General features: G+C 68.7%; 16 protein-coding genes. 12 read left to right on the top strand and 4 right to left on the bottom strand.

Annotated elements, in window-relative coordinates; all coding sequences use genetic code 11:
- Positions 1-121: 121 nt before the first annotated feature.
- From ABGB19_RS14580 to ABGB19_RS14560, 5 genes are read left to right on the top strand one after another with little or no spacing between them, the layout of a single operon-like run.
- Entirely contained in the window at positions 122-1,237 is a 1,116-nt protein-coding gene (locus ABGB19_RS14580; protein ID WP_347686651.1) for a Rieske 2Fe-2S domain-containing protein, read from the top strand.
- The gene (locus ABGB19_RS14575; protein ID WP_347686650.1) at positions 1,237-2,841 is read left to right on the top strand and encodes an AMP-binding protein; all 1,605 of its coding nucleotides are present in this window, start codon (positions 1,237-1,239) and stop codon (positions 2,839-2,841) included. The genes ABGB19_RS14580 and ABGB19_RS14575 overlap by 1 nt, the downstream gene beginning before the upstream one ends.
- A gap of 10 nt (positions 2,842-2,851) precedes the next feature.
- On the top strand, positions 2,852-3,265 hold the full coding sequence (locus ABGB19_RS14570; protein WP_347686649.1) for a nuclear transport factor 2 family protein: 414 nt from the start codon (positions 2,852-2,854) through the stop codon (positions 3,263-3,265).
- A 53-nt stretch (positions 3,266-3,318) separates the two neighbouring features.
- Positions 3,319-3,792: a MaoC family dehydratase N-terminal domain-containing protein gene (locus ABGB19_RS14565; protein WP_347686750.1), complete on the top strand. Its 474-nt coding sequence runs from the start codon at positions 3,319-3,321 to the stop codon at positions 3,790-3,792.
- Positions 3,792-4,205, top strand: a complete 414-nt coding sequence (locus tag ABGB19_RS14560) for a MaoC/PaaZ C-terminal domain-containing protein (RefSeq protein WP_347686648.1) — start codon at positions 3,792-3,794, stop codon at positions 4,203-4,205. Before ABGB19_RS14565 ends, ABGB19_RS14560 begins: the two co-directional genes overlap by 1 nt.
- Here ABGB19_RS14560 and ABGB19_RS14555 read toward each other — a convergent pair.
- Entirely contained in the window at positions 4,197-5,654 is a 1,458-nt protein-coding gene (locus ABGB19_RS14555; RefSeq protein ID WP_347686647.1) for an aldehyde dehydrogenase, read from the bottom strand. The two genes, ABGB19_RS14560 and ABGB19_RS14555, sit on opposite strands and share 9 nt — an antisense overlap.
- Positions 5,655-5,741: 87 nt before the next feature.
- On the opposite strand from ABGB19_RS14555, the gene ABGB19_RS14550 reads away from it, so the two are divergent.
- Both ABGB19_RS14550 and ABGB19_RS14545 read left to right on the top strand, forming a co-directional pair.
- Entirely contained in the window at positions 5,742-7,061 is a 1,320-nt protein-coding gene (locus ABGB19_RS14550; protein WP_347686646.1) for a lipocalin-like domain-containing protein, read from the top strand.
- A gap of 33 nt (positions 7,062-7,094) precedes the next feature.
- Entirely contained in the window at positions 7,095-8,441 is a 1,347-nt protein-coding gene (locus ABGB19_RS14545; RefSeq protein ID WP_347686645.1) for an aminotransferase class V-fold PLP-dependent enzyme, read from the top strand.
- A gap of 26 nt (positions 8,442-8,467) precedes the next feature.
- Here ABGB19_RS14545 and ABGB19_RS14540 read toward each other — a convergent pair whose 3' ends face one another.
- A complete protein-coding gene (locus ABGB19_RS14540) occupies positions 8,468-9,604 on the bottom strand; it encodes an SRPBCC family protein (protein WP_347686644.1) in 1,137 nt (378 codons plus the stop codon).
- A gap of 162 nt (positions 9,605-9,766) precedes the next feature.
- Here ABGB19_RS14540 and ABGB19_RS14535 point away from each other — a divergent pair, with 162 nt between their 5' ends.
- Positions 9,767-10,195 (top strand): SRPBCC family protein, encoded by a 429-nt coding sequence (locus ABGB19_RS14535; protein ID WP_347686643.1) that lies wholly within the window; start codon positions 9,767-9,769, stop codon positions 10,193-10,195.
- Here the strand turns inward: ABGB19_RS14535 and ABGB19_RS14530 are convergent, their stop codons facing one another.
- Complete coding sequence (locus tag ABGB19_RS14530; RefSeq protein ID WP_347686642.1) at positions 10,196-10,621, bottom strand: hypothetical protein; 426 nt, start codon at positions 10,619-10,621, stop codon at positions 10,196-10,198.
- A gap of 105 nt (positions 10,622-10,726) precedes the next feature.
- Between ABGB19_RS14530 and ABGB19_RS14525 the strand changes: the two genes are divergently transcribed.
- From ABGB19_RS14525 to ABGB19_RS14510, 4 genes are all read left to right on the top strand, one after another.
- Positions 10,727-11,524 (top strand): ketosteroid isomerase family protein, encoded by a 798-nt coding sequence (locus ABGB19_RS14525; protein ID WP_347686641.1) that lies wholly within the window; start codon positions 10,727-10,729, stop codon positions 11,522-11,524.
- 70 nt (positions 11,525-11,594) lie between these two features.
- Positions 11,595-11,777: a hypothetical protein gene (locus ABGB19_RS14520; protein ID WP_347686640.1), complete on the top strand. Its 183-nt coding sequence runs from the start codon at positions 11,595-11,597 to the stop codon at positions 11,775-11,777.
- A 69-nt stretch (positions 11,778-11,846) separates the two neighbouring features.
- Positions 11,847-12,410, top strand: a complete 564-nt coding sequence (locus tag ABGB19_RS14515; RefSeq protein ID WP_347686749.1) for a hypothetical protein — start codon at positions 11,847-11,849, stop codon at positions 12,408-12,410.
- A 31-nt stretch (positions 12,411-12,441) separates the two neighbouring features.
- Positions 12,442-12,807, top strand: coding sequence for a DUF732 domain-containing protein (locus ABGB19_RS14510; protein ID WP_347686639.1), 366 nt, complete (start codon positions 12,442-12,444; stop codon positions 12,805-12,807).
- Here the strand turns inward: ABGB19_RS14510 and ABGB19_RS14505 are convergent.
- Positions 12,771-13,574 (bottom strand): SGNH/GDSL hydrolase family protein, encoded by an 804-nt coding sequence (locus tag ABGB19_RS14505; RefSeq protein ID WP_347686638.1) that lies wholly within the window; start codon positions 13,572-13,574, stop codon positions 12,771-12,773. The two genes, ABGB19_RS14510 and ABGB19_RS14505, sit on opposite strands and share 37 nt — an antisense overlap.
- Positions 13,575-13,582: the final 8 nt, after the last annotated feature.

Here is a 13,582-nt window from a genome sequence, read left to right as displayed (position 1 = left end):
TCGGTGCTCCTCGTGTCCGACCCGGGCGGGGCTGTCCTTGACCTAGAATGCCTAAAATAGTAAAAATAGGCAACAGGCCGGTCCGCTGACCTGGACCGTTGCGCGCGTGGATGGAGCTCAGATGACGGAAACGGTCGACGACCCCACCCTGGATCCGTCCGAACGCGAATTCGGCCCCGGCGGCATCAGCCTGTCGACCTACCGCTTCCCGACCGGGTGGTTCATCGTCGGCTTCACCTCCGACCTGGCGCCCGGCCAGGTCAAGCGCGCCCACTATTTCGGCGAGGAACTGGTGATCTTCCGGACCGCCTCCGGAGCCGTCAAGGTGCTCGACGCGTACTGCCTGCACCTGGGCGCCAACATGGGCGTCGGCGGCACCGTCGAGGGCGAGCACATCGTCTGCCCGTGGCACGGCTGGCAGTGGCGGGGCGACGGCACCAACGCGCTCATCCCCTACAGCAAGATCGGCTGCAAACAGAATGTGCGCGTCAGGACCTACCCCAGCATGGAGTGGTACGGCTTCATCCTGGTCTGGCACGAGCGGCACGGCCGGGCGCCGTACTGGCAGCCGCCCGTGCTGCCCGAACTCGAGACCGACGAGTACTACCCGTTGCACCCGCACACCCGGATGGTGAACCGGGTCAAGGTGCATGCGCAGATGATCATCGAGAACGCCGCCGATCCGTACCACGTCCAGTACGTGCACAAGGCGGCCAATCCGGCCAACACGGCGTCTTTCGAGGTGTCCGGCTACCACCTGCACGCGACGGTGAACGCGAATTTCGGTGGGGGACGGGCGAAGACCTGGCTCACGCCCAACGGGCCCGTCGACGCCAAGATCATCTACGACAACTACTCGCTCGGCCTCGGCGTGGTGCGCTTCCCGTCCGAGTTGGTGGCGACGGTGCAGGTGACCGGTCAGACACCGGTCGACGAGGACTACACCGACTACTTCTACACCCAGGCCTCGATCCGCGAACCGGGCGACGACGGGGATGCGCCGACCGGTCGCGCCGCGAAGTTCCTGCAATTGCAGCAGGAAGTCATCAAGCAGGACTTCTTCACCTGGGAGAACATGAAGTACCTGGAGAAGCCGAACCTCGCCCCGGAGGAGGCGCGCGACTACGCCGCGTTGCGGCGCTGGGCGCACAGGTTCTATCCGGCCACCGAGCCCTCACCCGTCGACTTCGGGTACACCGCCGACGGCCAACCCGACCCGGCCGCAGCAGGGGTGTGATGCCCTGCGGCCGGGCGGCGGGTGCTTGCGAGCCGGCGACGTTCGGGGTCGACAGCTTCACGGTGCCGCAGGTGCTGGACCGGCGCGCCGAGCAGTTCCCCGAGCGCGTGATGATGTCGATCGCCGGCACGCCCGTGACTTTCGCGCAGATGCGGGACCGGTCGTGCGCGGCGGCCAACGTACTGCTGGACCGGGGCGTCGCACGCGGCGACACCGTCGCCCTGTTCACCGCAACGTGCCCGGAGTGGGTGTACTTCTGGCTGGGCGCGGCGCGGATCGGCGCGGTGTCCGCGGCGGTGAACGCCGCGAGCAAGGGTGACTTCCTCGCCCATGCGCTCACCCTGTCCCGGGCCAAGCTCGTTCTCACCGATGCCGCCCGCGTCGACCGGCTCGCCGAGGTCGCCGACCCGATCGACACGTTGAAGACCGCTGTCACGCTGGGCGATTCACTGACACGCCAGCTGGCCGACGCCGGGACCGAGGTGCTGCGGTCGACGCCTGCGAGTCCTACCGATGTCGGTGCGTTGTTCTTCACCTCGGGAACCACCGGCGCGTCCAAGGCCGTCGCGACCACATGGCACTACCTGTTCACGGCGGCCGCAACGGCCGCGGCGGCGTGGGAGTTCGGCGCGCAAGAGGTGATCTGGACGGCGATGCCGCTGTTCCATCTCAGCGCCGCGCCGACCGTACTCGCCCCGATGCTGGTCGGCGGCACCAGCGTGCTCGCCGAAGCGTTCCATCCGACCGAGGTGTGGGACCAGATACGCGACTGCGGCGCAGTCGGTTTCGCCGGCGCCGGTGCGATGGTGGCGATGCTCTGGAACCTGCCCGCCGAACCGCGGGACGCCGAGCTCGGGCTGCGGTTCATCTCTGCCGCGCCGATCCCCGCCGAGCTCTATCGGCCGATCGAGCAGCGGTACCGCTGTCGCATCGTGACGATGTACGGGCTGACCGAGGCGTTTCCGCTGGCCTACAAGGCGGTTTCGGATCGCGGCGTTCCGGGTACGTCAGGACAGGTCAGCCCGGCCTTCGAGGTGCGCCTCGTCGACGGCGACGGCTGCTCGGTGCCCGACGGCGCCGTCGGCGAGATCGCCTGCCGGCCGCGGACAGCGCATGTGATGAGCGAGGGGTATGTGATGTCCGCGCCCGGCGTCACGGGTCTGCGTGTCCACCCCCATCCGGAGTGGTTCCGCACCGGCGACCTGGGTCGCCTGGATGCCGAGGCCAACCTCACCTTCGTCGACCGCGCCACGGACTCGCTTCGCAGGCGCGGCGAGAACGTGTCCTCGGTCGAGGTCGAGCAGACCGTGCTGGGCCATCCCGCGGTGCTGGAGGCCGCCGCGGTGGGAGTGCCCAGCGAGCTCGGTGAGGACGACATCCTCGCCGTCGTGACGCTCGCGCCCGGCGCCACGGTGGAGTTCACCGAACTTCTCGACTTCTGCGCCGAACGCATGCCCTACTTCTGCGTGCCCCGGTATCTCGAGGTGATGCAGGAGATCCCGAAGAACGTCATAGGTCGGGTCCGCAAGGACCTCCTGCGGGGCCGGGGAGTGAGTGCAGGGGCCTGGGACCGCGAGGCCCACGGTTACACGGTGAGCAGGTGAGGGAGTACACGTGACACTGAGCTACCAACAGCAGTACGTGCTCGACGGGTTGGCCGCACGCGCGGCGATCCTGAATCTGAATGCGCGGTTCAACCGGCTGTTCTCCGCAGGCGACGCGCTCGGGTGGCTCGCCACCTTCCGCCACTCCGGTGCGACGTACATCCGCGACGGGCAGTCCTTCACCGACCTTCGGACCGCGTTCGACGGCGGTGACGGGCAACGGTTGGTCACCGTCGACCACGACATCACGGTGGACGGAGTCGAGGCGACGCAGCACTGCATCGCCGTGCTGCTGAACGGCAACGCAATCCGGTCGACCGGCAGCTACCGCGACCGGCTGGTCTACGAGCGCGGCGGGTGGTACTTCACGTCGCGCGAACTGGTCTGGGACTCGGTGCCCCGCGAAAGCGCGCTGCCGGTGTGAGCGCACCCATCCGTTACGACCTCGCCTTCGGCACCTACGAGGACGCCGTGCGCATGGTCGGCACCCGCACGGCGCCGCGATACGCCGGCACCGCCGTGAGCGGTGCGCGCATCCAGCACTTCGCGGCGATGGTTCGCGACCGCAATCCGTCCTACTGGGACGACGAGTTCGCCCGGCGGCAGTGGGGTGGGCTGATCGCCCCGCCGGCGCTTCTCATGGGTTGGTTGATCCCGCCGCCGTGGATACCGACCGGCCGGCCGCCGACGTCGTCGATCGCCATCCGGGTGCCGCTGCCCGGCACCACGTTCATCAACGCCTCCAACGAGGTGGAGTTTCCCCACACCATCGTCGAGGGCGACCGCCTGCACGTCGTCGAGGAGGTGGTTTCGGTGTCCCCCGAGAAGCGAACGCGTCTGGGCGCCGGCCATTTCGTCGAGACAATGGACGAATTCCACCGCGAGGACGGCGCTCTGGTGGCGGTCAACCGCAACACGCTGTTTCGGTTCACCCCCGAGGCCGAACGGTGATGCGCGGTATCGCCTGGGACGACGTCGCCGTCGCCGCCGAACTGCCCGAGATCGTCGACCCGATCGACTATCAGCGGGTGGTGATGAACCCCGGGGCGACGTGGGACTACTTTCCGGCGCACTATGATCCGGTTTACGCGCGACGGCACGGTCATCCGACGATCTTCGTCAACACCATGCACATCGCCGGGTTCGTGGACCGGGTCGCGACGGACTGGGCGGGGCCCTGCAGTCGGGTGGTGCGGCGCAAGATCACGCTGCTCGGCTCGATCTACGCCGGCGATTCGATGATCGGACGCGGACGGGTGGTGGCCAAACGTGACGGCAGGCTGGTGGACCTGGAGATCACCGTGTCCAACCAGCGCGACGAGGTGTGCTGTCCGGCCGAGCTCACCCTCGAGCTGTCAGGCTGACTCCGGCAGCGGGTCCGCGCTCACCGTCGTCTGCAGTTCGACGTACTCGGAGAGTCCCTCGGCGCCGAACTCGCGCCCGATGCCGGACTGTTTGAAGCCGCCGAACGGCATCGTCGTGTCCAGCGTGTACATGTTGATTCCGTAAGTGCCCGTGCGGATCTGCGCGGCGATGTCCAGGCCGTGGGCGACGTCGGCGGTCCACACCGACCCGGCCAACCCATAGTCGGTGTCGTTGGCGATCCGGACCGCCTCGCGTTCGTCGGAGTACTTCAGCACCGTGAGCACCGGGCCGAAGATCTCCTCGCGGGCGATCCGCATGTCGTTGGTCGCGTCGGTGAACAGCGTCGGCCGGACGTACCATCCGCGGTCATACGGTGTGTCGTTGCCGCCCAGCACCATTCGGGCCCCCTCGTCGAGCCCGGCCTGGATGTAACCCTGCACCCGATGCTGCTGGCGCTGCGCGACGAGCGGGCCGACGTCGGTGGCCTCGTCGGCCGGGTCGCCGACCTGCAGGCCCGACATCATCTCGGCCAGCGCGTCGACCAGTTCCTGGTGGCGTCGCTCGCTGACGAGGATGCGAGTCTGTGCGACGCACGCCTGCCCGTTGTTCATCAGGCTCGCCATCTTCAGATGGCCGACGGTGCGCCCGATGTCGGCGTCGTCCAGGACGATCGCCGCGGACTTGCCCCCCAGTTCCAGGCTGACCCGTTTGAGTTGTTCACCGCACACGGCCGCGATGTGCCTGCCGGTCGCCGACGACCCGGTGAAGGAGATCTTGTCGACCCCGGGATGGCGGATCAGCGCCTCGCCGGTCTCGCGGCCGCCGGGGACGACGGAGACCACGCCCTCGGGCAGGTCGACCTCCTCGAGCATCTCGGCCAGCCACATCGCGTCGATGGGAGTCTCGGGTGCGGGCTTGATCACCACCGCGCAGCCGGCGATGAGCGCCGGGATCATCTTGGGCATGATCAGGAACTGCGGTACGTTCCACGGCACGATCGCCCCGACCACGCCGACGGGTGCACGACGGATCTGGACGTCGCCGAACAGGCCCGTTCGCCGCTCCACCCAGGGGTAGTCGCGCGCCGTGGCCAGGTTCAGATGCATCTGCGCGACGGCGCCCGCACCCTGCCCGAGCCTGCTGAAGCTGCGCGGTGAGCCCATCTCCGCGGTGATCAGGTCGGCGATCTCGTCGGTGTGGGCACTGTAGAGGGCCGCCAGCTTCTCGATCCGGGACATCCGGTCGGCCACGCTCATCCGCGGCCATGGCCCTTCGTCGAACGCGACCCGCGCGGCGCGCACCGCCCGGTCGACGTCCTCGGCTGCGGCCTCGGGTGTCTCGCCGATCTTCTCCTCGGTGTGGGGAGAGATCACCGGGATCCGCCGCCCGGTCGCCGGTGCCTGCCACCGGCCGCCGATGAAAAGCCGATCGTAGACAAGAGATCTCATGACGGCGCCTCCGTTCCGTCGCGACGTGACCGCCTGGGCGCTAAAGTTGCTATTACTATAAACATAGAACACGGAGGGTTGGCCACGGTGGGTGAGGACTGGCGGCGTTATCCGTTCACGTTGGTCCCGGGCGATCCGCACCTGGACTTTCCCGCCGCCGAGGCCGATCACGCCGATTTCCAGTCCGACACCTGGTTTCTGGCCGGCGAACTCACGGGTGATTCCGGGCGGCGGTTCGCGTTCCTGTCGATCTTCAACAAGAACCGGCCCGGGGCGTCGATCGTCGCGGACTTCTACACCCTGGCGCTGTTCGACCTCGACAACGGCGCCTACGCGACATTCACCGACTACGACATGCCGCCGGCGAACATGACGCCCGGGGCGAAGCCGAAACTGACACTGGCCCAAGGGCACCTCGAGTTGACCTACGACAGCCCCGCGGGCACGGCGGCCTGGCGCACGTGTCGCGACGAGCACGGTGAGTTGACCCCCTACACCTACGACGTCAGCTTCGTCGGTGCCGACCCGGCGAGCGGCGATCGGATGCAATTGGACCTGCACGTGACACCGTCCCGGGCGCCGGTGCCGCTGGGGGCCGCGGCCTACAACGGCCGGATCGACTGCTTCGGGCAATCGGGCACGTACTCATATTTCCAGACGGGCATGTCGATGACCGGCGCATTGACATGGGGTCCGCTGTCCGAACCGGTCTCGGGCACGTCGGGCCACGTCGACCGGCAGTGGTTCCCGCAGGTGGCCAATGCCGGCGGTCCGGACGGCGACATCCGCTGGCGAGCCCACGAGTGGCGCACGATCAACCTCGACAACGGCGTGGACCTCAGCATCTGGCGGCAGTTCGACCGCACGGAAAACAATGCCCTGCAACCGTTCTCGGGAGCGACGACGAGCTCGCCCGACGGCGGGCCCGAACCCGAATTCGCCGAGGACATCGAGGTCACCGTGCACAGCTACGTACGGTGGCCGGAGTCCGTGCGCACCCTGGTTCCGCCGCCCCGCGAGGCGCGGTACCTGCCCGACCGGCACCGGCTCACGTCGCACAAGCTCGACCTCGACCTGACCGGTGAGCCCCTGGTGCCCGCCCCAGCGCACGCCCTGCCGCTGGAATACATGGAGGGCCCGTACCGATATCGCGGAACGCTGCGCGGCGAACCGGTCAGCGGCTTCGCGTTCTACGAGCGCTCGCTGGCGCTGTATCGAGACTGGGAACTGGTGGACGTGCTGGCGGCCGAGATGGGCGAGCCGGCGGCGGCGCGGGTCCGGGAGTTGATCGAGACCGGCCACAGGGGCGAGGCGATCGACTACCTCACCAGCGAGGTGCGCCCGGATGCCGACCCGAAGGCGGCGCGGATCGTCGACGATCTCGTCGGGGCGCTGTCGTCTCGCTGATCGCGCGGGTCCGTCTGGCGTTAGCGTGTGGCCATGAAGGAACTGCTGGCGGACTTCACCGACCGCGCGGTGCGCTACCTCGACGGTCTCGACGGGCGCCCCGTGGCGCCCGCCGCCGAGCACATCGAGGCGCTCGGCCGGTTCGACGAACCGCTGCCCGCGGGTCCCGCCGATCCTCGGGCGGTGCTGCAGATGCTCGACGAGGTCGGTTCGCCGGCCACCGTGGCGACCGCGGGCCGCCGGTACTTCGGGTTCGTCACGGGCGGCTCGCTGCCTGCGGCGCTGACCGCCAATCTGCTTGCCGCAGTGTGGGATCAGAACGGCGCATACCGGGTCATGTCACCGGTGGCCGCGGCGCTGGAGGAGGTGGGCACGACATGGTTACGCGATCTGCTCGGGCTGCCGGCCTCGGCCGGCGCAGGGTTCACCACCGGTGCGACAATGGCCAACCTGACCGCGCTGGCCGCCGCCCGCCATGCACTGCTGGGCTCCGCCGGCTGGAATGTCGAGGAGGACGGCCTGTTCGGTGCTCCGCCGATCCGCGTGGTGGTCGGCGACGAGGTGCACGCCAGCGTGCTCAAGGCACTGTCGCTGCTCGGGCTTGGCCGCAACCGTGTCGAGCGGGTTCCCGTCGACGGGCAGGGCCGCCTGCGCGTGGACGCGCTTCCGGCGTTGTCGCCGACGACCATCGTGTGCATCCAGGCGGGCAACGTGAACACCGGCGCCTTCGATCCGGCCGGCGCGGTGTGCGCGGCAGCCCGCGAGGCCGGCGCCTGGGTGCATGTCGACGGCGCCTTCGGCCTGTGGGCCGCGGCCAGTCCGCGCCTGGCGCATCTGACGGATGGCTTCGCCGAGGCGGATTCCTGGGCGACCGATGCGCACAAGTGGCTCAACGTGCCGTACGACAGCGGTATCGCGTTCGTCCGCAACGCAACTGACCTGCGCGCGGCCATGACGGTCGGCGCCGCGTACCTGATTGCCGGCGCCGACCGCGAACCCTGCCATCACACACCCGACATGTCGCGGCGGGCCCGCGGCGTGGAGGTGTGGGCCGCGCTGCGCTCGCTGGGACGCAGTGGGGTGGCCGATCTCGTCGACCGGTGCTGCCTGCACGCCCGTCGGTTCGCCGACGGATTCCGGGCGGCGGGCTACGAGGTGCTCAACGACGTCGTGCTCAACCAGGCGCTGGTCTCCTTCGGTGACGACGAGGAGACCCGTCGCGTGATCGCGGCCGTGCAGGCCGAGGGCACCTGCTGGTTCGGCGGGACAGTGTGGCAGGGCCGCGCCGCGATGCGGGCCAGCGTCTCGTCGTGGGCGACCACCGACGACGATGTCGACCGCAGCCTGGCCGCGGTGCTGGCGGTCGCCGGCAGGGAGTGAGTCAGGCGCCGACGGCAGGGAGTGAGTCAGGCGCCGACGGCGCCGGCCCACGCGGCGTGGCGGTGCTGCAGACCCGGTTCGTTGCGGCCGAACACCAGGTGCTCACGCACACCGGATTCGAGGTTGGCCTGTAGCGCGGTGACCAGGGCGTAGTCCTCGTCGCGGACGGTCGCGTGCGCGTAGTCGAAGACGGCGGCCGCGCCGGCGGCCGTGGACTCGTCGGACACGTCGAGCGGTGTGGAGTTCTGGTGCACGGTGATCGAGCGGCCCGGCCCGTCGCCGGGATACACGCGGAACAGTTCCCCGTTGGCGATCGTGCACGACAGCACGATGTTCGGGAACAGCGCGTATATCACGACCATGTTGTGCAGCGGGTCCCACTGCTCCTCGGGGACGTCCTCGAGATCGACGATTCCGTTGAGCGGGAACACCAGACGGTGGTGCGGGCCGAACGAATCGAACACGGTGCAGTTGCTGCGTGCGATCGTCGCGAACGTGGTGCGGTGCACGGTCGCGAAATGGTAGTTCTCGGCGAACGTGTCGATCGCCAGCTTCCAGTTGATCGGGCAGTCCAGCACCTTCTCGCCGAGCGGCGACCAGCGGCCGATACCCCAGGAGTCGAGTTCGTCGGCGAGTGGTCCGAGAAACGCCGGGATGTCCAGGGTCGTGCCGCGGTCCAGCGAGATCCACAGGAAGCCGGCGCATTCGGCGGCCGGCAGCTGCGCCAAAGTCGCTGCAGCCGATGATGTCTCGGGAAATCCCTCCCTACCCGGCACCCCCGCCAGCGCGCCGTGCAGGTCGTAGCTCCACGAGTGGTACGGACAGGCCAGTCGACGGGCGGCCCCGCAGCCCTCGACGATCCGGGACTGGCGGTGCAGGCAGACGTTGTCGAACGCGCGCACGACCCCGTCCGCCGCCCTGGTGAGCAGGACCGGTCGGCCCATCACCGTCTTGGCGCAGTAGGTGCCCGGTCGGGGGAGTTCGGAGGCGTAGCCCACCAGTTGCGGGGTGCGCATCAGCAGCGCGACGTCGGCCTCGTGGCGCTGCGCCGAGGTGTACGTTGCCGCGGCGACCCTTTGCTCGGACGGCATGAGGTCGGTGGTGTTGTCCCGCGCGAGTTTGACCGCCCGCCTGGTCAGGTCGATGAGTTGGTCCCGATCCATCACTGGTCCTCGGTCGCAGTGGCTATCTGCTTGTTTTTATAATGATGGCTTCGGTATGTCAAAAACCCCTGGTGACAACGGTGGCCGCGTATCGTCCGCTACGGACCCGAACCCGATTCCGACGCGTCCTGGGAGCGACACCTGCGCCTCGATCGTGAAGTGATGCTCACCGAGCACGTGCCCGCCCCGCCGCAAGACGTCCGGGCGTTCTACGCCGATCTGGTCAACATGTCGGTCGTGCACCCGTTGATCGCCTCGGTGCGCAGCCTGCGCAGGACAGCGACGAGCGACGGCTATGTGCAGTGCTATCGGGTGACCGACCGAATACCGTTCGGGCCGTTCGCCTTACGCACGGTTTACCGGGTCCGGATGGTCGTTCCGGCTTCCGGAGACGTGACCGCCGAGGCGCGTCAGTTCCCGCGTGTGCGGTTACACACCGTGGTGAGCTTCACCCCCGCGGAGTCCGGTACGCAGGTCGCCGAACGCATCAGCATCCAGGCGCCGCCCATCCTTGCGCCGCTCACGGCACGCAAGGCGCTGGCCGCACATCGGGAGATGCTCGCCGGAATCCGTCGGCGGTTCGGCGGCTAGCTAGGCGTCGCCGTCCTCGGACGTATCGCCGTCCGGGGAGGTGCTGCCGCCGGCGGCGTCCAGCACGCTGACCGCGATGCCGTAGGGCAGGAATCGCACCCGGCGCGTCGGGTCGGTGTTGTCCTTGTTCGCGCGCAGGGCATCCAATTCCGTCGGATAGACCTGTTCGATGTGAGCGCCGCCGTCGTCGTCCACGGTGTAGATCGCCCACACACCGTCACCGGCTTCACCAGTGGTCTCCGGTTCGCGGCGGGGCCGAGATGAGCGGGTGAACTCGTCGAACATGGTGGCCCAGCCGGCGCGTTCACCGGGCGTGCTGAGGAACCTGCCAAGACCGTCGAGCGCCCCCCGCAGACCCTCACCGGCCTCGCGGACGACGCGGTCGAACTCGTCGGGATCGAACCCGAAAGGCCCGCTGCTGCTCATGGTGGTTCCTCCTTCGGTCCGTGCACCCGTGCACGTCACTAATCACAGTGTGCCTGTCGGCGGGGAAGTAGTCGACTGAGGCCAGCAGGGGTGGTAGGCACACGTATGGCCATCTCTCCGGCGGACGCGATCGCCGCCGTCGAGCGTTCCCCGGCGGCGGTCACCGTGCACGACCGCGATGCCTGGGTCGGCGCGTTCACCGTCGACGGTGTCGTCGAAGACCCCGTGGGCTCACAGCCGCATCGCGGAACCGCGGCGCTCACCCGGTTCTACGACACCTTCATCGGTCCGCGGGACATCACCTTCCACCGCGACGTCGACCTGGTGGTCGGGTCGAAGGTGATCCGCGATCTGGAACTCGAGGTCGGCATGGCGTACGGGTTGACCATGCACATACCCGCCTACCTGCGTTACACCGTCGCCGGTGATGGCGGAGATCTGAAAATAGCTGATTTGCAGGCTTTTTGGGAGCTCCCCGCCATGGTCGGGCAGTTCGTGCGCAGCGGCCTGCGATCGGTGCCCGCCGGACTGCAGCTGTCACGGGGACTGCTCGTGAACCAAGGCCTGCTCGGCGCATTGGGCTTTCTCGGCGGCTTCCGGGGCGCCGGCTCACCGGGCAAACGGCATTTCCGGCAGTTCCTGGCCGACGCGCGAGCCGGTGACGAGGTGGCGATGCGCCGCTGGCTGGGCAAGGACGCCCGGATCACCGCCGGCGAGCACGCCGCCATGAACATCGCCGACCTGCTGGCACGCCTGGCAGGCGCCCGGCCGCGCAAGGTGATCGGCTCGGGCTACAGCCTGGTCGCCGGCATCGACCGCAGCGGCGGTCGCGACATCCTGATCGCCGACGTCGCGGTGAAGCCCTTCGCGATCAGGCAGATTCGCTACTTCTCCGAGGCCTGACCGCTCGCCGTTCACCGCCGGGGCACCCGGGCATCGTTTGAGCACGTCGTCGGCGGGTAATCGGAGCGGCATGACTCCGCGCGACAATGACGAGAAGAGCGAACAGGACGTCGACGAGGATGACAAGGTGGCGGCCTCGCGCGCGGGCAAAGAAGGTGACGACGACGGCAGCTACGTCGGTCGCACCTTCAACGACGACGCCCTCGACGTCGGCGAGACCGGAGCCGAGGCGCGCAGCGACGGCGCCGGCTAGCGGCGGGTGGTCTCGATTCGGTCGCGTTGGCGACGGCGATCGTGCCGGACGTGAGACGGTATGAGCACCATGTCCGTCGATGACGAGATCACCTACGAAGAGTTCGGTCGCAAGTTCTTCGAAATCGCTGTGACCGAGGACCGCGTCGGCAACGCGATCGGCGAGATCGCGGGCGACGAGTTCGAGATGGGCCCGATGGGCCAGGGGCCGGGCAAGATCGCCAAGGTCACCGCAAAGGTCCGGGTCCAGAAGCCGCGGCTGAAGCGCCAGGTCGGGCCGATGATCACGTTCGCGATCCGCATCCCACTGGAAATCGACATGGTCGTGGACCTGCGGATCGACAAGCCGAAATTCATGGTTTTCGGGGAGATCGCGCTGCGCGCCACGGCGCGGGCGGCCGAACCGCTGCTGTTGATCCTCGACGTCGAGAAACCGCGGCCGTCCGCCATCTCGATCCACGTCACATCGAAGTCGCTGCGCGGCGAGGTGCTGCGCGTGCTCGCGGGCATCGACGCCGAGATCAAGCGGTTCATCGCCGCCCACGTCGCGGGGGAGATCGACAGCCCGGCGTCCCAGAAGGCGAAGATCATCGACGTCGCCGACACCATCGACGACGCCTGGACCGGAATCTGAGAATCCGGGGCGGGCAGCGTACGATTCCCGGGTGCTTCGCAAACCAGTTCTCGGCCTCGCGCTGACCACCGGATTCCTGACCGCAGCCGCGGTCGTGGCCGCCCCCGCGCAGGCCGACCCCGTCGACGACGCGTTCCTCAACGCGGTGACGGAGGCCGGCGTCGTCATGGGCGATCCCGGCAGCGCGGTGACCATCGGCCAGCAGGTCTGCCCGATGCTTTCCGAACCCGGTCAGAACGCCGCCGACGTCGCGTCCAAGGTCGCCGACCTGGGCGGTATGCCGCTGGGACCGGCGACGATGTTCACCGGCATCGCGATCTCGATGTTCTGCCCCGCCGCGGTCTCCGCGATCGGGTCCGGTCAGTCGCCGATCCCGTTGCCGTTCCTCGGCATATAGGCGGGCAGTCTTTCCAGGCGGGGGCGCTTGGGCCCCCGGTCGTCGCCCGCGGAACGCCGCCGCGCCGTGCGCCACAACCACGGCAGCAGCATGTTCTGCGTCCACAGCGCCTGTGAGTAGGCCAGAGAGCCCAGCGACGTGCGCCGCGGCGGGTCGTGGAGGTGCGCCCAGTCGTGATTGCTGCCCGGCAGGCCGAGCGCCTCGGCGGCCGCGGCGGCGAACAGCGCGTGGCCCCGGGCCGAGCCGTGCACGCGGTCCGGGCTCCAGGTCGCCGGGTGGGTCATCGACGGTGCGGTGAACAGGTCGACGAGCCGGAACCCGTGCCGGCGCGCGGCCGTCCGGATCTCGTCGTTGATCTGCTCGATGCGGGGCGCGATCACCCGGCCGACCGGCAGGATGCGCGCGACGTCGGGAAACGTCGTCGTCACCACCGTCGCACCCGACGCGGCGAGCCGGGTGTGCAACTCGTCGAGTTCGCGCAGCGCCTCACCGAAGTACGGGCCAGGACGGGTGACGTCGTTCATCCCGATGCACACGGTGATCAGGTCCGGCCGCATCGCCAGTGCCTGCGGTAGCTGCTCGTCGAGCAGATCGCGGATCCGGCGGCCGCGCACCGCGAGGTTGGCGTACGCCAGTCCCGCGTGCGGGGATTCGATCATCGACGCCAATCGGTCGGCGAATCCGAGCAGTCCCGTGGAGTCGTCGCCGTCCCAGAGGCCTTCTGTCTGACTGTCCCCGATCGCGACATAGCGGGAGTACCGTGCCACACCCGCAC

Source organism: Mycobacterium sp. B14F4, from assembly GCF_039871645.1.
Lineage (GTDB): Bacteria > Actinomycetota > Actinomycetes > Mycobacteriales > Mycobacteriaceae > Mycobacterium.
The sequence above is the reverse complement of the archived record's forward strand: the minus strand, read 5'-3'. Positions and strand labels throughout refer to the sequence as shown.